22 protein-coding genes are annotated in these 21,915 nt (G+C 64.4%); 12 read left to right on the plus strand and 10 right to left on the minus strand.

All coding sequences use genetic code 11. The features are described from left to right. Nucleotides 1-611: 611 nt before the first annotated feature. Nucleotides 612-1,166, plus strand: coding sequence for an SRPBCC family protein (locus ABID58_RS21130; RefSeq protein ID WP_354034342.1), 555 nt, complete (start codon nt 612-614; stop codon nt 1,164-1,166). A gap of 2 nt (nt 1,167-1,168) precedes the next feature. Further along, the gene (locus ABID58_RS21135; protein WP_354034344.1) at nt 1,169-2,116 is read left to right on the plus strand and encodes a YVTN family beta-propeller repeat protein; all 948 of its coding nucleotides are present in this window, start codon (nt 1,169-1,171) and stop codon (nt 2,114-2,116) included. A 95-nt stretch (nt 2,117-2,211) separates the two neighbouring features. Here the strand turns inward: ABID58_RS21135 and ABID58_RS21140 are convergent, their stop codons facing one another. Next, the gene (locus ABID58_RS21140) at nt 2,212-3,138 is read right to left on the minus strand and encodes a nucleoside hydrolase (protein WP_354034346.1); all 927 of its coding nucleotides are present in this window, start codon (nt 3,136-3,138) and stop codon (nt 2,212-2,214) included. 31 nt (nt 3,139-3,169) lie between these two features. Next, the gene (locus ABID58_RS21145) at nt 3,170-3,811 is read right to left on the minus strand and encodes an HAD-IA family hydrolase (RefSeq protein WP_354034347.1); all 642 of its coding nucleotides are present in this window, start codon (nt 3,809-3,811) and stop codon (nt 3,170-3,172) included. Nucleotides 3,812-3,909: 98 nt separating this feature from the next. Here ABID58_RS21145 and ABID58_RS21150 point away from each other — a divergent pair, with 98 nt between their 5' ends. After that, complete coding sequence (locus ABID58_RS21150; protein ID WP_148753802.1) at nt 3,910-4,137, plus strand: DUF433 domain-containing protein; 228 nt, start codon at nt 3,910-3,912, stop codon at nt 4,135-4,137. 1 nt (nt 4,138) lies between these two features. Next, on the plus strand, nt 4,139-4,474 hold the full coding sequence (locus ABID58_RS21155) for a DUF5615 family PIN-like protein (RefSeq protein ID WP_148753803.1): 336 nt from the start codon (nt 4,139-4,141) through the stop codon (nt 4,472-4,474). 6 nt (nt 4,475-4,480) lie between these two features. Here the strand turns inward: ABID58_RS21155 and ABID58_RS21160 are convergent, their stop codons facing one another. From ABID58_RS21160 to ABID58_RS21175, 4 genes are all read right to left on the minus strand, one after another. Further along, a complete protein-coding gene (locus tag ABID58_RS21160) occupies nt 4,481-4,804 on the minus strand; it encodes a hypothetical protein (protein ID WP_354034349.1) in 324 nt (107 codons plus the stop codon). Nucleotides 4,805-4,853: 49 nt separating this feature from the next. Beyond that, complete coding sequence (gene uvrA, locus ABID58_RS21165) at nt 4,854-7,838, minus strand: excinuclease ABC subunit UvrA (protein ID WP_354034350.1); 2,985 nt, start codon at nt 7,836-7,838, stop codon at nt 4,854-4,856. A 268-nt stretch (nt 7,839-8,106) separates the two neighbouring features. Next, nucleotides 8,107-8,796 (minus strand): outer membrane protein, encoded by a 690-nt coding sequence (locus ABID58_RS21170; RefSeq protein ID WP_354034352.1) that lies wholly within the window; start codon nt 8,794-8,796, stop codon nt 8,107-8,109. Between the two features lie 237 nt (nt 8,797-9,033). Then, nucleotides 9,034-9,801, minus strand: a complete 768-nt coding sequence (locus ABID58_RS21175; RefSeq protein ID WP_354034354.1) for an outer membrane protein — start codon at nt 9,799-9,801, stop codon at nt 9,034-9,036. 434 nt (nt 9,802-10,235) lie between these two features. Between ABID58_RS21175 and ABID58_RS21180 the strand changes: the two genes are divergently transcribed. The 3 genes from ABID58_RS21180 to gyrA all read left to right on the plus strand — a co-directional run bounded on the left by ABID58_RS21180 (nt 10,236) and on the right by gyrA (nt 14,063). Continuing rightward, nucleotides 10,236-10,733: a single-stranded DNA-binding protein gene (locus tag ABID58_RS21180; protein WP_354034355.1), complete on the plus strand. Its 498-nt coding sequence runs from the start codon at nt 10,236-10,238 to the stop codon at nt 10,731-10,733. 30 nt (nt 10,734-10,763) lie between these two features. Continuing rightward, nucleotides 10,764-11,162 (plus strand): DUF2306 domain-containing protein, encoded by a 399-nt coding sequence (locus tag ABID58_RS21185; RefSeq protein ID WP_148753809.1) that lies wholly within the window; start codon nt 10,764-10,766, stop codon nt 11,160-11,162. Between the two features lie 168 nt (nt 11,163-11,330). After that, nucleotides 11,331-14,063, plus strand: a complete 2,733-nt coding sequence (gyrA, locus tag ABID58_RS21190) for a DNA gyrase subunit A (RefSeq protein WP_354034357.1) — start codon at nt 11,331-11,333, stop codon at nt 14,061-14,063. 53 nt (nt 14,064-14,116) lie between these two features. Here gyrA and ABID58_RS21195 read toward each other — a convergent pair whose 3' ends face one another. Both ABID58_RS21195 and ABID58_RS21200 read right to left on the minus strand, forming a co-directional pair. Next, nucleotides 14,117-15,970 (minus strand): potassium transporter Kup, encoded by a 1,854-nt coding sequence (locus ABID58_RS21195; protein ID WP_354034358.1) that lies wholly within the window; start codon nt 15,968-15,970, stop codon nt 14,117-14,119. A 189-nt stretch (nt 15,971-16,159) separates the two neighbouring features. Next, nucleotides 16,160-16,417 (minus strand): hypothetical protein, encoded by a 258-nt coding sequence (locus ABID58_RS21200; RefSeq protein ID WP_148753812.1) that lies wholly within the window; start codon nt 16,415-16,417, stop codon nt 16,160-16,162. 269 nt (nt 16,418-16,686) lie between these two features. Between ABID58_RS21200 and coaD the strand changes: the two genes are divergently transcribed. The 5 genes from coaD (at nt 16,687) to queA (ending at nt 19,883) form a co-directional block, all read left to right on the plus strand. After that, nucleotides 16,687-17,184: a pantetheine-phosphate adenylyltransferase gene (gene coaD / locus ABID58_RS21205; RefSeq protein ID WP_354034359.1), complete on the plus strand. Its 498-nt coding sequence runs from the start codon at nt 16,687-16,689 to the stop codon at nt 17,182-17,184. Nucleotides 17,185-17,221: 37 nt separating this feature from the next. Further along, complete coding sequence (locus ABID58_RS21210) at nt 17,222-17,797, plus strand: peptidylprolyl isomerase (RefSeq protein WP_354034361.1); 576 nt, start codon at nt 17,222-17,224, stop codon at nt 17,795-17,797. Nucleotides 17,798-17,805: 8 nt separating this feature from the next. Then, entirely contained in the window at nt 17,806-18,231 is a 426-nt protein-coding gene (locus ABID58_RS21215) for a UCP034077 family protein (RefSeq protein WP_148753815.1), read from the plus strand. Beyond that, nucleotides 18,228-18,692 carry a peptidylprolyl isomerase gene (locus ABID58_RS21220; protein WP_148753816.1) on the plus strand — a complete coding sequence of 155 codons (465 nt, stop codon included), beginning with the start codon at nt 18,228-18,230 and terminating at the stop codon, nt 18,690-18,692. The genes ABID58_RS21215 and ABID58_RS21220 overlap by 4 nt, the downstream gene beginning before the upstream one ends. Nucleotides 18,693-18,809: 117 nt before the next feature. Further along, nucleotides 18,810-19,883, plus strand: coding sequence for a tRNA preQ1(34) S-adenosylmethionine ribosyltransferase-isomerase QueA (gene queA, locus ABID58_RS21225; RefSeq protein ID WP_354034363.1), 1,074 nt, complete (start codon nt 18,810-18,812; stop codon nt 19,881-19,883). A gap of 114 nt (nt 19,884-19,997) precedes the next feature. Here queA and ABID58_RS21230 read toward each other — a convergent pair whose 3' ends face one another. Together ABID58_RS21230 and ABID58_RS21235 are read right to left on the minus strand one after the other, a co-directional pair. Further along, complete coding sequence (locus ABID58_RS21230; RefSeq protein ID WP_148753818.1) at nt 19,998-21,035, minus strand: aspartate-semialdehyde dehydrogenase; 1,038 nt, start codon at nt 21,033-21,035, stop codon at nt 19,998-20,000. A gap of 218 nt (nt 21,036-21,253) precedes the next feature. After that, nucleotides 21,254-21,859, minus strand: a complete 606-nt coding sequence (locus ABID58_RS21235) for a PepSY domain-containing protein (protein WP_354034365.1) — start codon at nt 21,857-21,859, stop codon at nt 21,254-21,256. Nucleotides 21,860-21,915: the final 56 nt, after the last annotated feature.

A 21,915-nucleotide genomic window follows, 5' to 3' on the forward strand; every position in this document is an offset into this window, starting at 1 on the left:
CCACTGTGCGATAATTGCGCTACAGAATCTGCACAGCGGCATACAGGTGAAGCCGAGACATCCGGCCTTCCCTGCGCAGTGGTTTGACGGCTTATGTCGTGCTCTCCCCGGGGAGCGATGCACTATTGCCCCCGTCGCCCTGCGGATGGCTGATGCGAAGGCCCGGTTGGGCCACACCCATCACCACAAGTCTTGGCGCACAGGCTCCGGGCGCCAGGACCACACGATTTTGCCGTACGCCGATCACCCCGGTCGTGTGCGCGATGGTTTTGCTCACGGTTGCCCGCCCTGCAAAACCCCTTCGCGCCGATATGACCCGCGTCCACCACGTCCCATCCCGCGTTCGTGACGATCGCGAGCGCCCCTCGGCCGGGTTGGGATGGCCGGAATATGATGCATTTCCGAATTCGCGTAAAGCGAATTATTTTGCTCTGAGCACGTTGACCATCATCTCGCGTGTTTTGCCCGACGGGTAGCGCAAGGGCTTGTGGCTCGCGAGCAGCGCGCCCGCCACGCCGAAGCCACTAAGCGGTCTCCCCACGGCCCGAAAATGCGTTACCATGGCCTCAGCGCGCTTCAAGTCGCGCATGGTCAAAGGATGAGGAAACGAGATGAGGAAGACGATCGGTCATGCGATCGCCGGGGTGGCGGTGCTAGCAGTGGCGGGAATGGTTTTGTCCGCAGCCTGGGCGCACGGGCCGACCCGGCAGAAGGTGCGGGAATCCATCGAGATCAATGCAGCCCCGGCCAAGGTCTGGGCGGCGATTGGCAATTTCCAGGACATGAGCTGGCTCGCGCCGGTGACCAAGACCGAGGGCGAGAAGGGCAACGAGATCGGCGCGACGCGGCGGCTGACGCTGACCGGCGGCGGCATTGTCGAAGAGGAGCTCTACAAGTTCGACGCAGCCGCCATGACCTATTCCTACCGGATCACGGACGTCGACGTGAAGGTTTTGCCGGTCAACAACTACTCCTCGACGCTGACGGTGACGCCGAGCGCCGACGGCAAGGGCGCGACGCTGGAATGGGCCGGCGCGTTCTACCGCGGCTTTCCCAACAACGATCCGCCGCCGGAGCTGAGTGACGAGGCCTCGGTCAAGGCGGTGAAGGGGCTTTACCAGACCGGCCTCGAAGCGCTGAAGAAGAAGATCGAGAGCGGAAGCTGACCGTGCGGGTCCTGGTCCTGGCGGCGCTCGCCACCAGTCTTGGCTGCGTCAGTGGCGCATCCGCCGAAGAGGCGTTCGTCACCAACCAGCTCAGCGACGATCTGATGGTCGTGGACCTTGCCACATCGCGTGCGGTCGCGACCATCCCGATCGGTGGCAAGCCGGCCGGCGTGGCCGTCACCGCGGACGGCCGCTTTGCCTATGTCACGAGCCCGGATGCAAAGGTAGTGACGGTGGTGGACGCCGCAACGCGGCAGATCTCGGGGCGGATCGAGGTCGGCGGCGGGCCGCTGGGCATTGCGGTCGCGCCCGACGGCAAGACGGTCTATGTCGCCGACTGGTATGCGGCCGCGGTGCGGGTGATCGATGCGGCGTCGCGCAGCGTGACCGCCAGCATCGCGGTCGGCGCCTCGCCGTCGGGGCTCGCGGTGACGCCGGACGGCAAGCTGCTGCTTTCGGCGGACCGCGATGACGACAGCGTCTCGGTGGTGGACACCGCGACCCGCGAGCGCAAGGCGGTCGTCAAGGTCGGCAGCCGCCCGTTCGGCGTCACCATCGATGCCGAGGGCAAGCGCGCCTACACCGCCAATGTCGGCTCCAACGACGTCTCGGTGATCGACATCGCCGCCGGCAGCGAGATTGGCCGCGTGCCGGTCGGGATGCGCCCCTATGCGGTGGCGCTGACGCTCGGCCGCGGCTTCGTCACCGACCAGTATGGCGGCACGGTGAGCGTGTTCGATGTCGCGACGCTGAAGCCGCTCAAGCGCATCAATGTCGGCGACTATCCCGAAGGCATCAATGCCACTGCCGACGGCAAGCGCATCATCGTCGCCTGCTGGGAGAGCAACACGCTCGATATCATCGATGCGGCCGAGCTGAAGGTGATCGGTGAGGTCAAGACCGGCGACGGCCCGCGCGCATTCGGGGCGTTCTTGCGGAGGACGGAGTAGGGGTGCCGTAGGGTGGGCAAAGGCGCAACGCGCCGTGCCCACCATTTCTCTGCTGCCTCGGCACGCAATGGTGGGCACGCTTCGCTTTGCCCACCCTACGGCACCTTCGATCCGGCGAAGGCCCGCAGCTTCACGAAAAAATCCCTCAGGATCGGGTTGCGATCCACATAAGTCACGTAGCGGATCGGATGGCGCCGGCGGTCGACACTCCAGGTCATCTGCTCCGTGAGAACCGGGGCCGGGATGATCACGCTTGGCGCCCATACGGGATTGAGCAGCCAGCCGACCGGCGCCATGTCCCAGATCTCCTTGGCCCAGCCCATGTGATCCGACGAATACTCCTTGAACCGCATGGCAAGGAACGCGCCGATGCTGCCGTACGGTTCGACGTAGCGTTCGATCTCCGGCACCGTCGAGTGAAGGCGCGAGGTGACGCCCATGCACGGGACGAGCACAAGCGGCACGCCGCTGTCGAGCAGCACCTGCGCGCCGCCGACGTCCTGCTTCAGGTTGAACTCGACCGTGTGCGGCCATTCCAGCGCATGGCCGCCGAGCCAGACCACCACGATCCGGTCGATGATATCGGGCGCCTTGAGCAGTGCGGAGGCAACGTTGCTGATGGCGCCGATGGCAATGACATACAGCGGATTGTCAGGCGAGCCTTCGCGGGCCCGGGCGATGAGATCGTCGACGGCGGGCGCCGTCCGTCCCGTCTTGGTTGGGCCGACATAGTCGGTGACGCCGCGATGAACCAGGCCATCCGGCGCGACGTTCAAGCGCTCCAGCAGGCGCAGGATTTCCTGATAGCTCAGCTCCATGCCGTGGCCGGGACTGTCCGCGCGTGCATTGAAGAACGGCGCGGCGTAGATCGCCTCGACGTCAAAACGCTCCGGCGACAGCAGCATCTGCACCAGCGCGAACTGATCGTCGATCTCGTTATAGGTGTCGGTGTCGAGCACGACACGCAACCGGCCAACCGGTGGGGTAAGGAGTTTGAGGCGAGCCGCGTCCGTGAGTGTCATCACCGTCTCCCTGGGGCGTGGCGATTGCCTATCAGGCTTTTGCCGGCGTCCGGCAGATCGCATCCGCGATCTCATCCATTTGCGCGAACATGTAATCGGGCGCAAGCGCCTGCAGCGCGGCCGGCGCTGCATAGCCCCAGCTGACCGCGCCGCAGGCGATGCCGACCGCGCGCGCCGCCTCGATGTCGCGGACCTCATCGCCAATCGAAATGACCTTGCCCGGCTCTATGCCCACGTGCCGGATGACACGGCGGAATTTTGCGGGCTTGCCGAACAGCGAAGCCGCGCAGTCGAAATGTGAGAACAGCGTGGCTGCCTCGCCAAGCTTCGCCCGCGCATTGACCTCACTATCCGACGTCACCAGCGCGAGCTGCACGCCATTCTCGGTCAGCGTCCGCAGCATCGCCTCGGCCCCCGCAAACAGCGAAATCTCCGCCGTCGCTTCGCCCTTCAGCCGCCGCGCATAGCGCGCGATCGCAGGCAGCTTCCATAGGGGCACCTCGAGCCGGCTGAGGATCTCGCGAGTCGACGCGTGCCGCAGCCCCTCGACATCTTCATCCCTGACACGCCGAAAGCCGAAGCGGTCGGCGACGTCGTTGATGGTGCGCAGGAACCACGGGAAGCTGTCGACGAGCGTGCCGTCGAGGTCGAAGATGGCGAGGGAGTAGGGCATGGGGGGAGGGAGGTGCTTGGCAGACTGGCATCGCGCTCGCTGGTGACGCACTGACAGATGCAATCGGAGATACTATATCGATTGTATAGAGGTGACAGATGTCGGAGCTACTGGCAAGAATTACGGTCAATCCGGAGCGGATGCACGGACGCCCGTGCATTCGCGATCTGCGCATCACTGTTGCCGACGTTCTGGGATTGTTGTCGGCTGGACAGTCGCGTGAGAGCATCCTCGAGGATTATCCGTATCTGGAAGAGGCGGATATCGACGCAGTGCTCGCCTATGCTGCGCGTCAGGTTGATCACCCGATCATAGCGGCCAAATAGCTTGCCTTACCTGATCGTCGCTCAGCTTCCCCCTGCACTCGCGGAAGCCATGCGTCGCGCCGGGTACGATGCGGCTCATGTGGCCGAGTTCGGGTTGGCAAACGCGACCGACGGGACAATCTGGAACGAAGCCGTTTCTCGATCGGCCGTTCTCGTGACCAAGGACCGCGACTTCTCACTTTTACGTGCAGCAAAAAAGCAGGGACCGGTCGTGCTGTGGGTCCGGGGCGGCAACATCGACAATCGCGCCTTGTTCCGTCAGTTTCTGAGCGCCATGCCGCAAATTGGTGAAGCGGTTGAACGGGGTGAGGCAGTCACTGAATTCGTCGGCAGTTAGCAAGGCTCACCGCTGCTTGCGGACGTGAACATTGATGTCGAGATCGATATTGCCAACGCAGGTCTGAGTCGTGCGGTGGGAGCCGCCTTCGTGCCAGCGACCATTGCGCGCCCGAGCGTCGCTGACATTGGCCAGTTTCAGGCATCGCCATTGAGGCAGCGGACCCCCGCTCTCGCCGGCGAACTGCCAAGCCAGCACGGCCTCCTCGCCGCGTTTGTCGGTGCCGATGATATGCGGGCAGAGCTCGCGATGGCGGCCCTCGTAGACGCAGGTGACCTGCTGTTCAGTGAGAATGGCGTTGCGAAAGAGCGTATAGGTTCGGCTCGGCATGGAGATCACTCCACGGTAGCTTGATTCCGGTTGTCGAAAGCGACGGAGACTACTCCGCCGCCTCGCTCGTGCTCCGCCGCTTCGGCTTCCGCGCCTTCTTCAGCACCGGCTCCAAAAATTTCCCTGTGTAGCTCCGCGGTGCCTTCGCAATGTCCTCCGGTGGGCCCCAAGCCACGATCTCGCCGCCGCCGTCGCCGCCTTCGGGGCCGAGGTCGATGACCCAGTCGGCGGTCTTGATGACTTCGAGATTGTGCTCGATGACGACGACCGTGTTGCCCTGCGCGACCAGCTCGTGCAGCACCTCCAGCAGCTTCTTGACGTCGTGGAAGTGCAGGCCGGTGGTGGGCTCGTCGAGGATGTAGAGCGTACGGCCGGTGGCGCGCTTGGACAGCTCCTTTGCCAGCTTGACGCGCTGGGCTTCGCCGCCGGACAGCGTGGTGGCCTGCTGGCCGACATGGATGTAGTCGAGGCCGACCCGGTGCAGGGTCTGGAAGGTCTCGCGCACGCGCGGCACCGCCTTGAAGAACTCGGCCGCTTCCTCGACGGTCATGTCGAGCACGTCGGCGATGCTCTTGCCCTTGAACAGGACCTCCAGCGTCTCGCGGTTGTAGCGTTTGCCCTTGCAGACGTCGCAGGTGACGTAGACGTCGGGCAGGAAGTGCATCTCGATCTTGATGACGCCGTCGCCCTGGCACGCTTCGCAGCGACCGCCCTTGACGTTGAAGGAGAAGCGGCCGGGCTCGTAGCCACGCGCCTTGGATTCGGGCAGGCCGGCGAACCACTCGCGGATCGGTGTGAAGGCGCCGGTATAGGTCGCCGGATTCGAGCGCGGGGTGCGGCCGATCGGCGACTGGTCGATGTCGATGATCTTGTCGATATGCTCGAGGCCCTCGATGCGATCATGCGGCGCGGCGCCTTCGCTGGCGTTGTTCAGCTTGCGCGCGATGGCCTTGTAGAGCGTGTCGATCAGCAGCGTCGACTTGCCGCCGCCGGAGACGCCGGTGACCGCGGTGAACAGGCCAAGCGGAATCTCGGCCGTGACGTTCTTCAGGTTATTGCCGCGCGCATTCACCACCTTGATGGTGCGGCGATGGTTCGGCGGACGCCGCTCCGGCACCTCGACCTCGAGCTCGCCGGTGAGGTATTTGCCGGTGAGTGATTTCGGGTTACGCATGATCTCGGCGGGCGTGCCTTCGGCGATGATGTGGCCGCCATGCATGCCGGCGCCGGGGCCGATGTCGAGCACGTGGTCGGCGAGCAGGATCGCGTCCTCGTCATGCTCGACGACGATCACGGTGTTGCCGAGGTCGCGGAGCCGCTTGAGCGTGTCGAGCAGACGGGCGTTGTCGCGCTGGTGCAGGCCGATCGAGGGCTCGTCCAGCACGTAGAGCACGCCCGTCAGCCCCGAGCCGATCTGCGAGGCGAGGCGGATGCGCTGGCTCTCGCCGCCGGACAGCGTGCCGGAGGCGCGGGAGAGGGTGAGGTAGTTGAGGCCGACGTCGAGCAGGAAGGTGAGGCGCTCGCGGATCTCCTTGAGGATGCGGCCGGCGATCTCGTTCTGCTGCGCGTTCAGCGCCTCAGGCACCGTCTCGAACCAGGCGCCGGCGCCCTTGACCGACAGCTCCGAGATCTCGCCGATATGCTTGCCGCCGAGCTTGACGCAAAGCGCCTCGGGCTTCAGCCGGAAACCGGTGCAGGCGCCGCAGGGCACATCGTGGAAATATTTCGAGAGCTCCTCGCGGGCCCACTCGCTCTCCGTTTCGCGATAGCGGCGGTTGATGTTGGTGATGACGCCTTCGAACGGCTTCTTGGTGTCGTAGGAACGGACGCCGTCCTCGTAGGAGAACTTGATCTCGTCCTCGCCGGAGCCATGGAGGATCGCGTTCTGCGTCTTCTTCGGCAGATCCTTCCATTTGGCGGTCAGCGTGAACTTGTAGTGCTTGCCGAGCGCGGTCAGCGTCTGCGTGTAGTAGGGCGACGACGATTTGGCCCAGGGCGCGATCGCGCCCTTGCCAATCGCGAGCTCCTTGTCGGGGATGACGAGGTCCTCGTCGACATGCTGCTCGACGCCGAGGCCGCCGCAGGCCGGGCAGGCGCCGTAGGGATTGTTGAACGAGAACAGGCGCGGCTCGATCTCGGGAATGGTGAAACCGGAGACGGGGCAGGCGAATTTTTCGGAGAACAGGATGCGCTCGGGCCCACTCTTGTCGTGGATCTTTGCGGTCTTCTTTTTTTCTTTCTCTTCGGCAGGCGCGGCAGCAGCCGGTGTATCGGCATACTCGACCACGGCAAGGCCCTCGGCGAGCTTCAGCGCGGTCTCAAAACTTTCGGCGAGGCGCTGGCCGATGTCGGCGCGCACCACGATGCGGTCGACCACGACGTCGATGTCGTGCGGGAATTTCTTGTCGAGAACAGGCGCTTCCGCAAGCTCGTAGAAGGTGCCGTCGATCTTGACGCGCTGAAAGCCCTTCTTGAGCCATTCGGCGAGCTCCTTGCGGTACTCGCCCTTGCGGCCGCGCACGACCGGCGCGAGCAGATAGAGGCGGGTGCCTTCGGGCAGCGCCAGCACGCGGTCGACCATCTGCGAGACGGTCTGGCTCTCGATCGGAAGTCCGGTGGCGGGCGAATAGGGCACGCCGACGCGGGCCCAGAGCAGGCGCATGTAGTCGTAGATCTCGGTCACCGTGCCGACGGTCGAGCGCGGGTTCTTCGACGTCGTCTTCTGCTCGATCGAGATCGCTGGTGACAGGCCGTCGATCTGGTCGACGTCAGGCTTCTGCATCATCTCCAGGAACTGGCGGGCATAGGCCGAGAGCGACTCGACATAGCGGCGCTGGCCTTCCGCGTAGATGGTGTCGAAGGCGAGCGAGGACTTGCCGGAGCCGGAGAGGCCGGTGAACACCACAAGCTTGTCGCGGGGAATCTCGACGTCGATGTTCTTGAGGTTGTGCTCGCGCGCGCCACGGATCGTAATTGCGCGCAGACTCGAGCCCGCGGTCTGCTGTTGGCGCTTCGCCTTGATCACTTCATCCATCCGAGTTGCCCTCAAGGAATCCCAAAGGTGCGCGATCGCGCCGACCTAAAAGGCGCGCTTCGCCCGGAACCGGGATCGGCGCCGATGGGTATGCCGGCGAACGTAGGAAGAACGGAGACGGATTTCCAGTGGGACTTGCGAATCGTCAACGGATTGTTGGCGTGCTGGCGGGACTTGGCAGTAGGAGCTCGGCCAGAACGCCCCGCGAAAAACAAAAAGGCCGGCGCAAGGCCGGCCTTTCGTGACGATGTGACGTCGGTGGCGAAGATCAGTACTTCGCGACCACCGGGCCATTGAAGTGATAGTTCACGCCGACCTGCACGGTGTGGAAGTTGAGCGTGCCGGTGGGCAGGGTGCCCGAGAAGTAGCTCTCGCCGCCGAGGCTGCGATAGAGGTACTCGCCCTTGACCGACCACTGCGGCGCGAAGAAGGCTTCGACACCGGCGCCGACGGTCCAGCCGGAGTGCCACTTGCTGTCCGACGCGGTCAGGCCGAGTGCGGAGAGGGTGATCTTGTTGTCGATCCAGGCGTAGCCGCCCGTGCCGTAGAACAGGACGTTATTGACGGCGTAGCCGATGCGGCCGCGAACGGTGCCCATCGCGTCGGTCTTCGAGCTGGCGGTCGCGGTCACGACGCCGAAGCCGGGGACGAGGGTCGCGCCGGTCGCCGTAGCGCTGACGTCAGCCCAGGCGCCATCAGCCTCGATACCGAACACGACGTTGCCGGTCTGCCAGTTGTAGCCGGCGGTGCCGCCAACGAAGCCACCCTTCATCTTCGGGTCACCAGAGGCGGCTTCCCAAGCGCCGCCACCGACGATACCGAGGTAGAAGCCGGTCCAGTTGTAGACCGAGGCCACGGCGACCGGAGCCTTGGTGTAGGGCCGAGCCGCCAGATCGGCAGCCGAAGCGGCGCCAGTGAGGGCGAGCAGACAGGCCGAAGCCAACAAAATCTTCTTCATATTCAACAATCCCAGTCCCAGTTTCTGTTTTGGGCTTCCGTGCGTCGGAAGCAGCATCGGACGCTGTTGTCCAACTTGGGTCGGCTTACATCATTGAAGCCGCAAGTTGTGTCTCTCAAAAGTCACAACAGATGCAAAATGTAATTGCCGCTGACCTATAGTTCCCTCCGGGGGAACTCGCAGCAAAAAAGGCCGGCGCGAGGCCGGCCTTCCATCTCCCAATGAAATCAGGGGATATCAGTATTTTGCGATGATCGGGCCGCCAAAGCGATAGTTCAGGCGGACAAGACCCATATCCACATTCTGGCTGATGCGGTCGGTCTGGAATGCAATGCCCCCAGGTGCATTGAGGGTAAGCGTCCGATTGCCCAGGAAGATGTGGTCGTACTCGACGCCCACCGACCAGTTCTGGGCGAAGCCGAACTCCAGGCCGGCGCCGACCGTGCCGCCCCAGCGGGTATCGCTGGTGGACGCGAGCAGAGCGCCAGCGCCGACGAAGCCGGGCGCGGTGTAGACGTTGAACTTGTCGGCGACCACGGCACCGCCGCCCTTCACGTAGAACAGCACATTGTTCCAGGCATAGCCGACCTGACCCGTGAACAGGCCGAAGGCGTCGATCTTCGAGCGGTTGCGCTGGGCCGGGAAGAGAACGCTGACATTGTCGCCGGAGAAGTCGGCCCAGTTGCCCTGGCCTTCGAGGCCGAACACCCAGTTGGCGGATTGCCAGCGATAGCCGACCTGGCCGCCGACCGTGCCGCCGGTGGCGTTGTGGCAACCCTCCCCGCCCACGAGCGCGCCGCCGCCGAAGACAACGCTGTCCCAGCATTTGTGGCTCGAGCCGCCACCGCCGTTGATGCCGATGTAGAAGCCGCTCCAGTCGTAGATGGCGGCGGCCACCGGCGGCGGCGCCTTGGTGTAGGGACGCGCCGCAAGATCCGCTGCACTCGCCGGTGCAGACAGGCCGAACGCAACGATACCAATTGTGCCAAACAGAATTTTCTTCATTGCAGTCTCCCCAGTGTCGTCCGCTTCAATAATCCCGAAGCGTTCAATCAGGCGCGACGCCCATAAGAACCAATTCCGAGGCAACCGTAGTGCAATCTGGAGGTCGAGTCCGTCGCCGGAATGCAACAGTCATGGGTCAATTGAAGTGCACCTAACTTGATGAATGTTAAGCGCTTTTCATGCCCTGACGGAACTCGGCAGGGTTCCAATTCATCGCACGATGAATAGCTGCCCCTGGGTAGCGGCGTGCGCGCGTGTTCGGGGTCAAATTCCGCAGGAACAAATCTGGAACAGATGCTCGGCTGATGCTATATGTGGGGATAACCAAGGGCGCGGCGGGTCGATCGGCGCTCGTAAGCGTATAGGGTCGGCCCAACAGGCGGCAGTGCGGGCGCGCCTTTTAAATTCAGCGGCATTCGGAGTGGAGAGCGGCGATGGCGGGAAGCGTCAACAAGGTCATTCTGGTCGGAAATCTCGGCAAGGATCCGGAAATCCGCCGCACCCAGGACGGGCGGCCGATCGCGAATTTGAGCATCGCCACCTCGGAGACCTGGCGCGACAAGAACAGCGGCGAGCGCAAGGAAAAGACCGAGTGGCATCGCGTCGTGATCTTCAATGAAGGGCTCTGCAAGGTCGCCGAGCAGTACCTGAAGAAAGGCGCCAAGGTTTACATCGAGGGCGCGCTCCAGACCCGCAAATGGACCGATCAGGCCGGCGTCGAGAAGTACTCCACCGAAGTCGTGCTGCAGGGCTTCAACTCGACGCTGACGATGCTGGACGGCCGCAGCGGTGGCGGGGGAGGTGGCAGCTTCGGCGACGAGCCGGGCGGCGATTTCGGCTCCTCCGGTCCCGTCAGCAGCGCACCGCGCCGCCAGGTTGCCGCCGGCGGCGGTGGTGGCCGCAACGACATGGACGACGATATCCCGTTCTGAGGCGTCCGGCTCCAAGCGAGGACGCGCCCCATGAGCCTCGCGCCATTGCTCGATGCCGCTCCGGCGATCCCGCTGCATGCCTTCGCGGCGATGGCGGCCTTCGTGCTCGGTCTCGTCCAGTTCGCCGCGCCCAAAGGCACACTGCCGCATCGGACATTCGGCTGGATCTGGGTGGCGCTGATGGCCGTGGTGGCCGCGTCCTCGTTCTGGATCCACCAGATCCGCATGGTCGGGCCGTTCGGCCCGATCCACCTGCTGTCGATCTTCACGCTGGTGATGCTGCCGCTCGCGGTGTGGCGGGCGCACACCCACCGCGTGACCGATCACCGCCGCATCATGATCCTGCTGTTTACCGGCGCGCTGGTCGTGGCTGGCCTGTTCACGCTGGTGCCCGGGCGCATCATGCACCAGGTGTTTTTCGGGGCATAACTGGTGGTTCCAGGCGGCTCGTTCCGGCGCCACTGACGACGATGGCGAGAAGCGCGTAAGTCTCTGGAAAAACAAACGGAAAAACCGCTTCCCAAGGGCTCGCAAGAGTGGTTATCAGAGCCTCGATACGCTATATGATTCCCAGATAAAAACTCACCGGATTCTCCCTTGGCCGACGACGACAACAAGAAGCCCGGCGACGAGCCGGAGCGCTCGGATATTCGCCCCGTCTCCATCTTCGAGGAGATGAAGAAGTCGTATCTCGACTACGCCATGAGCGTGATCGTGGCGCGCGCGCTGCCCGATGCCCGCGACGGTTTGAAGCCGGTTCATCGCCGCATCCTGTACTCGATGCATGAGCAGGGCCACACGCCCGACAAGAAGTACGTCAAATCCGCTCGCGTGGTCGGCGACGTCATCGGTAAGTATCACCCGCACGGCGACCAGTCGATCTATGACGCCATGGTCCGCATGGCGCAGGACTTCTCGATGCGCGTGCCGCTGATCGACGGCCAGGGCAATTTCGGCTCGGTCGACGGCGATCCCCCGGCGGCCTACCGTTATACCGAAGCACGGCTGACGAAGGCGGCGCTCGCTCTGCTGGCCGATATCGACAAGGATACGGTCGACTTCCAGCCGAACTACGACAACAACGAGACCGAGCCGTCGGTTCTTCCGGCCAAGTTCCCGAACCTTCTCGTCAACGGCGCCGGCGGCATCGCCGTCGGCATGGCGACCAACATCCCGCCGCATAATCTCGGCGAGGTCATCGACGCCTGCGTCGCGTTGATCGATAACCCCGCGCTGACCATCGACGAGCTCATCAACATCGTGCCGGGACCGGATTTCCCGACCGGCGGCATCATTCTCGGACGAGCGGGCATCCGCGCCGCCTATCACCTCGGCCGCGGCTCGATCGCCATGCGCGGCAAGGTCGCGATCGAGACCATCCGCAAGGAGCGCGAGGCGCTCATCATCACCGAGATTCCCTACCAGGTGAACAAGGCGACGATGGTCGAGCGCATCGCCGAGCTGGTCAAGGAAAAGAAGATCGAGGGCATCGGCGACCTGCGCGATGAATCGGATCGCGACGGCTACCGCGTCGTCATCGAATTGAAGCGCGACGCCGTGCCGGACGTGGTGCTCAATCAGCTTTACAGATTCACGCCGCTGCAGACGAGCTTCGGCGTCAACATGGTGGCGCTCGACAGTGGCCGTCCGCGGATCATGCATCTGAAGGACCTGCTGGCCATCTTCGTCGACTTCCGTGAGCGGGTCGTCACGCGCCGCACCAAGTACCTGCTCGCCAAGGCGCGCGATCGCGCCCACATCCTGGTCGGCCTGGCGATCGCGGTCGCCAATATCGACGAGATGATCCGCGTCATCCGGACCTCGCCTGACCCGACCACCGCGCGCGACACCCTGATGTCGCGCGACTGGCCGGCCCGGGACGTCGAGGACATGCTGACGCTGATCGACGATCCGCGCCACCGCATCAGCGAGAACGGCACGATCCGGCTGTCGATGGAACAGGCGAGGGCCATTCTCGACCTGCGCCTTCAGCGCCTCACCGCGCTTGGCCGTGACGAAATCCGCGAGGAGCTCGACAAGCTCGCCGGCGAGATCGCCGACTATCTCGACATCCTGCGCTCGCGCGAGCGCGTGCTGGGGATCGTCAAGACCGAGCTCGCCGAGGTGAAGGCCGAGTTCGCCACGCCGCGCCGCACCGTGATCATGGAGCAGGAAGGCGAGGTCGAGGACGAGGACCTGATCCAGCGCGAGGACATGGTCGTGACCGTGTCCCATGCCGGCTACGTCAAGCGCGTGCCGCTGTCGGCCTATCGCGCCCAGCGCCGCGGCGGCAAGGGCCGCGCCGGCATGCAGACCCGCGACGAGGATTTCGTCAGCCGCCTGTTCGTGGCCTCCACGCATACGCCGGTGCTGTTCTTCTCGTCACGTGGCCAAGTCTACAAGGAGAAGGTCTGGCGGCTGCCGGTGGCCGCGCCGAACGCGCGCGGCAAGGCGATGATCAACATCCTGCCGCTGGAGCAGGGCGAGCGCATCACCACCATCATGCCGCTGCCCGAGGACGAATCGACCTGGGGCAACCTTGACGTGATGTTCGCGACCACCGGCGGCAACGTCCGGCGCAACAAGCTGTCAGACTTTGTCGACGTCCGCCGCTCCGGCATCATCGCGATGAAGCTCGACGACAATGAAGCGATCGTCGACGTGCAGATCTGCACCGAGCGCGACGACGTGCTGCTGACCGGCGCCGGCGGCCAGTGCATCCGCTTCCCCGTCACCGACGTGCGCGTGTTCACAGGGCGCACCTCGATGGGCGTGCGCGGCATTGCACTAGGCGAGGGTGACAAGGTGATCTCGCTGGCGATCCTGCGCCATGTCGAGACCTCCTCCGACGAGCGTTCGGCGTACTTGAAAATGCGGCGTGCAGTTGTCGGCGAAGCTGCGGCCGAGGAGCCGGCAGTGGATGCCGAGGCCGAGGAGACCTCCGGCAGCTTCCAGCTCTCGCAGGAGCGCTATATCGAGATGTCGGCGGCCGAGCAGGTCGTGCTCACCGTCTCCGTCAATGGCTATGGCAAGCGGACCTCGTCCTACGAGTACCGCACCACGGGTCGCGGCGGCAAAGGCATCGTCGCCATGAGCGTCAACAACCGCAACGGCAACCTCGTTGCGTCCTTCCCGGTCGAGGATGCTGATCAGATCATGCTGGTTACCGACAAGGGCCAGCTGATCCGCTGCCCGGTCGAAGGCATCCGCATCGCCGGCCGCTCGACGCAAGGTGTCATCGTGTTCGATACCGCCGAGGATGAGCACGTCGTCTCGGTCGAGCACATCACGGAAGAGGCCGAGAGCGGCAACGGAGCGAATGGGGAGTAGCGAGTGGCGAATAGGGTGTGCGGCTCTATTCGCTATTCGCCACTCACCCTTCGTTAAATCTCCAGCTCCGTGCCGAACTCCACCACCTGCTTGGTCGGCACGCCGAAGAACGCGGCCGAGCGTTCGGCGTTGCGCTGGAGGAAGGCGAACAGGCCCTCGCGCCAGACCCACATGCCCGGGATGTCCTCGCTCGGGATGATGGTCTCGCGGCCGACATAATAGGTGATGTCGGAGAGGTCGATGCCGGGCAACTTGCCCTGGCGGCACGCGAGCGTCAGACCGTCATAGATCGTCGGGTTCTGCATGAAGCCGTAATGCAGGATCACGCGCGTGATGCCAGGGATGATCTCGATCACCTCGCAGCGGTCCTGGTCTGCGATGTGAGGCAGCTCCTCGATCAGCACGGTGACGAGGACGATGCGCTCGTGCAGCACGTGGTTGTGCTTGACGAATTGCGTCAACGCCAGCGGCACGCCGTTCGGCGCGGACGCCAGGAACACGGCGGTGCCGGGCAGGCGTGCGTTGCATTTGTTGACCGCAGTCTCGATCAGGTCCTCTTCGGGCTGGCGCAGCTTTCCGCGCGCGGCCTCTACCAGCTTCACGCCGGCGCGCCAGGTCAGCATCAGGAAGGCGACGAGGGCGGCGAGCAGCAGCGGAAACCAGCCTCCCTCGAACAGCTTGATCGAGTTGGCGGAGAAGAAGACCACGTCGATCACGAAGAAGAAGCCGTTCACGGGGACCACGAGCCAGGGCGAATAGCCCCACTGGATCGCGACCAGGGCGGCGAGCAGCGTGGTGATGGCCATCAGCAGCGAGACCGCGATACCGTAGGCGCCGGCGAGCGCGTCCGATGTGCCGAAGCTGACCACCGCGCCGAGGGTTGCGGCGGCGAGCAGCCAATTCACCAGCGGCACGTAGATCTGGCCGATCGCGGCGCTCGTGGTGTGGCGGATCTGCATGCGCGGCAGGAAGCCGAGCTGGATCGACTGCTGGGTCAGCGAGAACACGCCGGAGATGATCGCCTGCGAGGCGATCACGGTCGCCACGGCCGAGAACGCGACCAGCGCGTAATGCAGGACGTCGGGGCAGAGCTGGAAGAACGGGTTCTCGATCATGCCCGGGTCGGTGATCAGGAGCGCGGCCTGGCCGAAATAATTCAGCACCAGCGCCGGCAGGCAGATCGCGAACCACGCCAGCCGGATCGGCAGGCGCCCGAAGTGGCCCATGTCGGCATACATGGCCTCGCCGCCGGTCACGGCGAGGAAGGCCGCGCCGAGGATCGCGAAGGAGATATGGAAGTCCTGGTGGATCAGGAAGTCGAACGCGTAGAGCGGGCTCAACGCCGCCAGCACCGCCGGCGCCTTGATGATGCCGTGGATGCCGAGCGCGGCCAGCACGAAGAACCAGGCCAGCATCACCGGTCCGAAGATGCGGCCGATGAAGCCGGTGCCCTGCTTTTGCATCACGAACAGGCCGACCAGGATGACGATGGTGATGGGCACGACCGCCGGCGCGAGCGAGGGGGCGTCGACCTTGAGGCCCTCGATGGCTGACAGCACCGAGATCGCCGGCGTGATCGCGCCATCGCCATAGAGCAGCGCCGCGCCGATCAGGCCGACCACAAGGAGATGGGCGCGCCAGGTGCCTGGCTGCGCGTGACGGGCATGCAGCAGCGCCAGCAGCGCGACGATGCCGCCTTCGCCGCGGTTATCCGCGCGCAGGATCAGTAGTGCGTATTTCAGCGAGATGATCAGCAGCAGCGCCCACAGGATCAGCGAGGCAACGCCCAGGACAGCCTCGGGAGACACTGTGCCGCCATGCGCTGCCGCCTTGGCGGCTTCCTTCAGGGCGTAGAGGGGGCTGGTGCCAATATCGCCATAGACCACCCCGAGGGCGCCCAGGGTCATAGCAATCGGCAGCGGGTCAGGATGATGGCCGGAAGCGACTGCGGGCGTACTGGACAAAGGCGACCCCCCGATGGGATCGCGCCCTACGGGCCATTCCGAGGAGCGCGAGCGTCACACAGTCTGCGACGAGACGCCGCAAATATCCATGGTGTTTATCGCGAGGTTCATGACGCCGAGCTGACAGACCGCCTACGGGGTGCGGTCCGCCGTCACCAAGCGAGCGACGCGAACGTCAGCCTTGGTGCCGGCGCGGCGCAGGCAGGACGCCTCGAAATTGGGCCAGGCCCGCTGCGAGCAGTCCCTGCCGATGGTCTTGATGTCGAGCCTATCGGCCTTGGCAAGCGGCTGCGGGACGCTCGCTTCAACGGTGGGAGCAAAACCGGGCAGGAAGGTGAGAGCAGTAGCAACACACGCAGCGATAGCGATCGCTGAAAGAGCCTTGATCATTGACGGTCCCCTGTGATGCGGCCGCTACGCCCAGTGTGCGGCCCGTCATTCGTTGACTGGATTAGTAACCATGACCAGTTTCCGGACGTCTTCGCCGACGCCGGAAATGGTTTCGTTCGTGCGCCGTTTTGTTTCGCGGAGACCCCGAGGACGAAACAATCCGGGGCCTTCCGACAGGGACTGGCGGAAAAACCGGCAGGAAACAGGCAAGGAGCTGGCAAGGAACCTGTCCGGCTTGCCGGGCCGGGCGGGGCGCGGTAGGACGTGCCATGCCGCGCATTGCCTTCTATCCGGGTTCCTTCGACCCCATCACCAACGGCCATCTGGACGTGGTCCGGAACAGTGTCCCGCTGTGCGATCGCCTTGTGGTCGCTATCGGGGTCCATCCCGGCAAGAAGCCGCTATTCTCGACCGAGGAGCGGCTCAAGATGCTCCACGACGTCTGCGGGCCGGTCGCGGCCCAGGCCGGCTGCACGCTCGAGGCCGTGACCTACGACGATCTCGCAGTCACCGCGGCGCGCAAGTACGGCGCGACCATCATGATTCGGGGTCTGCGCGACGGCACCGACCTCGACTACGAGATGCGGCTCGCCGGCATGAACGGCACCATGGCCCCAGACGTGCAAACCGTCTTCCTGCCGGCCTCTCCAGTGGTCCGCCCGATTACCGGCACATTGGTGCGCCAGATCGCCGCCATGGGCGGAGACGTCTCGGCCTTCGTCCCGCCGCTCGTTGCATCCCAGCTCAAGGCAAAATTCGCCGGATAACGGCGCGCTTTTTCATCTCACTTGATCCGGAGTTTCCATGATCCGTCGTCTCGCAATTCTTGCCACGATGTTCGTCGCGCTGATTGGCGCAGTCCCGGCGCTGGCGCAGCAGCTGCCGGCCAATCTCGACAAGGCCAATGCGCTTGTCATCGACACCACCAAGGGCCGCATCGTCATCAAGCTCAGGACCGACCTTGCGCCGCAGCACGCCGAGCGCCTCAAGCAGCTCGCGCGCGAGGGCTTCTACAACAACGTGCCGTTCCACCGCGTGATGGACGGCTTCATGGCCCAGACCGGCGACGGCCAGAACGGCAACGGCACCGGCGGCTCGAAATATCCAAACCTGAAGCAGGAATTCTCCAAGGTTCATTTCGCCCGCGGCATCGTCGGCATGGCCCGGCGCGGCGACAGCGTCGATACCGCCAACTCGCAGTTCTTCATCATGTTCGCCGACGGCGGCAGCCTCGATAACCAGTACACCGTGGTCGGCGAGGTCGTGCAGGGCATGGATGTCGTCGACAAGCTGAAGAAGGCACCGGCCGGCTCGCCCGGCGGCACCGTCACCGATCCCGACAAGATGGTGAAGGTGCAGGTCGCCTCCGACATCAAGTAGCCGGGACGATGGCGCGCCGCGGCGACAGGCTCCTGTTCGCTGCCGCAGCGCTGCTGCTCGGCATCACCGGTGCAGCCGCAGAGGACGCACCGGTCAACACCATCCAGGACGTCTTCCAGCACTTGCGGACCTGCTGGAAGCCACCACCGCCCAGCAAGGCTCGCCCTATCGACATCACCGTCGTCGTGAGCTTTAACCGGGCCGGAAACATTCTGGGCCATCCGCGGATTACCTATGAATCCGCGGAGGCCTCCGACAATGACCGGCTGCAATACCGGATCGCGGTGATGGAGGCGTTGCAACGCTGCACGCCGATGCCATTTACCGATGCAATGGCCGGCGCCGCCGCGGGACGTCCATTCGCGATCCAGTTCCGTAACCGCAAAACTTCACCTGACAAGACTTCACCCCCAACGCAAGAGAGACGAGCATGAGCGTCACCGAAAACACATTGATCCTCGAGACCACGCAGGGACCCGTCACCATCGAGATGCGGCCCGACCTGGCGCCCGGCCATGTCGCGCGCATCAAGGAGCTGGTCCGCGAAGGCTTCTACGACGGCATCGTGTTCCATCGCGTGATCGAAGGCTTCATGGCGCAGACCGGCTGCCCGCACGGCACCGGCACCGGCGGCTCGGGCCAGAAGCTGAAGGCCGAGTTCAACAAGGAGCCGCATGTGCGCGGCGTGACCTCGATGGCCCGTGCGGCGAGCCCCGACTCCGCCGACAGCCAGTTCTTCATCGTGTTCGACGACGCCCGTTTCCTCGACAACCAGTATACGGTCTGGGGCAAGGTGACCGAGGGCATGGAGAACGTCGACAAGATCAAGCGCGGCGAGCCGGTGCAGAACCCCGACAAGATCGTCAAGGCGCGGATGGCGGCTGACAAGGAGTAGCAGTTGCCGCTGTCATGCTCCGCGAAGGCGGGGCATCCAGTAACCGCCGGCTCTGGTTACGACAAAGATCGTGAGTACTGGATCGCCCGCCTTCGCGGGCGATGACAGGTTCTGGAAATGCGCACCGATCTGTTCGATTTCGACCTGCCGCCCGAGCGCATCGCGTTGCGCCCGGCGAGCCCGCGCGATTCCGCAAAAATGCTGGTCGTGGAGAACGGCGCGCTGCGCGACCAGATCGTCGCCGACCTGCCGCACTGGCTGAAGGACGGCGACCAGCTCGTCGTCAACGACACCAAGGTGATTTCGGCGCAACTCAAAGGCCGCCGCATCGGCCGCGAGACCGAGCCGAAGATCGAGGCCACGCTGATCAAGCGTCTCGACGGCTCGCGCTGGCAGGCGCTGGTGAAGCCCGCGAAGAAGCTTGTCGCCGGCGACCGCATCCGCTTCGGCAATGAAGGCAAGGTCTGCCTGCTCGGCCATCTCGATGCCGAGGTCGAGGCCAAGGGTGGGGAAGGCGAGGTGACGCTGTCGTTCTCGTTCCACGGCCCGGCGCTTGACCAGGCCATCGCCGATCTCGGCAGCCCGCCGCTGCCGCCCTACATCGCTTCGAAACGTACGCCTGACGATCAGGATCTCGCCGACTACCAGACCATGTTCGCGGCGAACGAGGGGGCCGTTGCAGCTCCCACCGCGGGTCTGCATTTCACGCCGGCGCTGGAGCAGGCGCTGCACGCGCGCGGCGTCGGCATCAACCGCATCACGCTGCATGTGGGGGCAGGGACCTTCCTGCCGGTCAAGGTCGACGACACCGACGGCCACAAGATGCACGCCGAGTGGGGCACGATCTCCGCGGAGACGGCGGAGCGGCTCAACACCGCGCAAAAAAACGGCGGCCGCATCATCGCCGTTGGCACCACGTCATTGCGGCTGCTCGAAAGCGCCGCCAGCGAGGACGGCACCATCCAGCCGTTCACCGCCGAGACCTCGATCTTCATCACGCCGGGCTATCGCTTCCGCGCGGTCGATGTCCTGATGACGAATTTTCATTTGCCGAAGTCGACGCTCTTCATGCTGGTGTCGGCTTTCGCCGGCCTGGATACGATGAAGCAGGCCTATGCCCACGCGATTGCGAATGGATACCGCTTCTATTCGTATGGCGACGCGTGTTTGTTGTTTCGGGCGCGCGACTAACACCGGCGATGTAGTAGGGTGGGCAAAGCGAAGCGTGCCCACCATCTTTCCTGAATGCGCGGTAAGAGTGGTGGGCACGGCGCTCGCGCGCCTTTGCCCACCCTAGGATACCGGTTACGCCATCACCCGCTGCGGCAACAGCTCCGCGATCTGTACCGCGTTCAATGCTGCGCCCTTGAGCAGCTGATCGGCGGCCACGAACATCGAGATCGAATGTCCGGAGGGGTCGCTGAGATCCTTACGGATGCGGCCGACCAGGACGTCGTCCTGGCCCGAGGCGTCGATCGGCATCGGAAAGTAGTTCCTCACGCGATCGTCGACGACCTTCACGCCCGGGGCCTGCGCCATGATGGCGCGAACCTGGTCCTCGGTGATCGGTTTCTCGCATTCGAAGGTGATGGCCTCGCAATGGGCGCGTAGCACGGGCACGCGGACGCAGGTGACGCCAATGGCGATCTTCTCGTCCTCAAAAATCTTGCGGGTCTCCTTGATGACTTTGGTCTCTTCGTCGTTGTAGCCGGTCTCGGGGTCGACGGCGGTGTTGTGATTGAAGAGGTTGAAGGCGTAGGGGTGCGGCATCACCTTGGGCGTATAGACCTGCCCGTTGAGATTGGCGCGAGTGGACTCGACGAGCTCGTCCATCGCGGCAGCGCCAGCACCGGAGGCTGCCTGATAGGTCGAGATGATGACGCGCTTGATGCGGTTGTTCTGATGGATCGGCCAGAGCGGCACCAGTGCGGTGATCGCGGCGCAATTCGGATTGGCAATGATGCCCTTGTGGTCGCGGATGCGGTTGCCGTTGACCTCGGGGATCACCAGCGGCACGTTCGGGTCCATCCGGAAGGCGGAGGAGTTGTCGACGACGACGGCGCCGGCCTTGACCGCGAGCGGCGCATACTTCTTCGAGATGCTGCCGCCAGCGGAGAACAGGGCGATATCGACGCCCTCGAAGGCGCGTTCGGTCAGCTCCTCGATGACGATGGTCTGGCCACGGAACGACACCGTCTTGCCGGCGGAGCGGGCGCTGGCGAGCGCCTTGAGCTTACTGATGCGAAAGCCGCGCTTGTCCATGGTGGCGATGAATTCGGCGCCTACCGCACCGGTGACGCCGACAATCGCGACGACGGGATCGTTACTCACTGTGTCCTCCATTGAGATCGATTTAGACAACAAAAAAGCCCCGGACCTTCGAGGGGCGGGGCTTCGGTAGAGCTGATGCGTTTTAGTCGACGACTACGCGCGCACGCCTCCCCGGGCCCCGAAGGCCGTGGTGGTTTTGATCGTGCGTTTGGTGGTCGTGAACATGGCGGCGACTTATGCGGGAGAGTTTTGCGCCCGTCAATGGGTTTTCGGCGGGATTGTAGCCTGCGCTATTTGCCCCGCGCGCCCGGCGGCTCGAGGATGACCTCCTTGAGATCGTCGCCGCTGATGACGACGATCGCGAAATTAAGCCGTCCGCGTTCGCGCACCAGTCCGCCGCTGATGGCTTTGCCGGACGCCGCCTGCTCGGCGACGCGCACTGCGTCCGCCAGGCGGTGTCTGATGGTGCCGAGCACTGCGAGGTTGCTGCGATCCTCGTGGTCCAGCTCGGCCAGGGGCAGGGCAGCTTCGCCGCCGATGAGCTCGCCGGTCGCGGCGTTGATGGTGTGACGCCAGATCCGGTCGTTGTGCAGGGTTTTGACCCGGTACACCGGTACGCCCGCGCCGCCGTCGAAGCTGATATCCGCGGTCGTGGCCCCGGCATGACGGGCTTCCGCAATCGCCATGGCCTGGCTGATCGAGATCGACGAGCCGCGGAAGCGTTCGATCTCGCGGCTGACGGCCTGGCGGTCCGCTGCGGCGTCCCCATCTGTCTCGTCGTGGAGGGCGGTGGGTGTGCTGCTCGCCGAGACGACCGCGCGCGCGGGCGCGGCGACGAGCAGCCCCGACATGGCGACCGCCAGCAATCCGTACACCCGTGGTCTCGTCGCGCTCATGGTCGAATCCTCGGCCGGCAAGCCTTGAACCAGCAAGTGTGCCGGATAATCGTAAA

This window comes from Bradyrhizobium sp. S3.2.6 (assembly GCF_040546885.1).
GTDB lineage: Bacteria > Pseudomonadota > Alphaproteobacteria > Rhizobiales > Xanthobacteraceae > Bradyrhizobium > Bradyrhizobium cytisi.

Excerpts from the sequence above, each read along its gene's own strand:
- ABID58_RS21130 (WP_354034342.1), top strand. The coding sequence starts at position 612 with ATGAGGAAGACGATCGGTCATGCGATCGCCGGGGTGGCGGTGCTAGCA.
- ABID58_RS21140 (WP_354034346.1), bottom strand. The coding sequence starts at position 3,138 with ATGACACTCACGGACGCGGCTCGCCTCAAACTCCTTACCCCACCGGTT.
- ABID58_RS21145 (WP_354034347.1), bottom strand. The coding sequence starts at position 3,811 with ATGCCCTACTCCCTCGCCATCTTCGACCTCGACGGCACGCTCGTCGAC.
- ABID58_RS21150 (WP_148753802.1), top strand. The coding sequence starts at position 3,910 with ATGTCGGAGCTACTGGCAAGAATTACGGTCAATCCGGAGCGGATGCAC.
- ABID58_RS21160 (WP_354034349.1), bottom strand. The coding sequence starts at position 4,804 with ATGCCGAGCCGAACCTATACGCTCTTTCGCAACGCCATTCTCACTGAA.
- uvrA (WP_354034350.1), bottom strand. The coding sequence starts at position 7,838 with ATGGATGAAGTGATCAAGGCGAAGCGCCAACAGCAGACCGCGGGCTCG.
- ABID58_RS21170 (WP_354034352.1), bottom strand. The coding sequence starts at position 8,796 with ATGAAGAAGATTTTGTTGGCTTCGGCCTGTCTGCTCGCCCTCACTGGC.
- ABID58_RS21175 (WP_354034354.1), bottom strand. The coding sequence starts at position 9,801 with ATGAAGAAAATTCTGTTTGGCACAATTGGTATCGTTGCGTTCGGCCTG.
- ABID58_RS21180 (WP_354034355.1), top strand. The coding sequence starts at position 10,236 with ATGGCGGGAAGCGTCAACAAGGTCATTCTGGTCGGAAATCTCGGCAAG.
- ABID58_RS21185 (WP_148753809.1), top strand. The coding sequence starts at position 10,764 with ATGAGCCTCGCGCCATTGCTCGATGCCGCTCCGGCGATCCCGCTGCAT.
- ABID58_RS21195 (WP_354034358.1), bottom strand. The coding sequence starts at position 15,970 with ATGACCCTGGGCGCCCTCGGGGTGGTCTATGGCGATATTGGCACCAGC.
- ABID58_RS21200 (WP_148753812.1), bottom strand. The coding sequence starts at position 16,417 with ATGATCAAGGCTCTTTCAGCGATCGCTATCGCTGCGTGTGTTGCTACT.
- coaD (WP_354034359.1), top strand. The coding sequence starts at position 16,687 with ATGCCGCGCATTGCCTTCTATCCGGGTTCCTTCGACCCCATCACCAAC.
- ABID58_RS21210 (WP_354034361.1), top strand. The coding sequence starts at position 17,222 with ATGATCCGTCGTCTCGCAATTCTTGCCACGATGTTCGTCGCGCTGATT.
- ABID58_RS21215 (WP_148753815.1), top strand. The coding sequence starts at position 17,806 with ATGGCGCGCCGCGGCGACAGGCTCCTGTTCGCTGCCGCAGCGCTGCTG.
- ABID58_RS21220 (WP_148753816.1), top strand. The coding sequence starts at position 18,228 with ATGAGCGTCACCGAAAACACATTGATCCTCGAGACCACGCAGGGACCC.
- queA (WP_354034363.1), top strand. The coding sequence starts at position 18,810 with ATGCGCACCGATCTGTTCGATTTCGACCTGCCGCCCGAGCGCATCGCG.
- ABID58_RS21230 (WP_148753818.1), bottom strand. The coding sequence starts at position 21,035 with ATGGAGGACACAGTGAGTAACGATCCCGTCGTCGCGATTGTCGGCGTC.
- ABID58_RS21235 (WP_354034365.1), bottom strand. The coding sequence starts at position 21,859 with ATGAGCGCGACGAGACCACGGGTGTACGGATTGCTGGCGGTCGCCATG.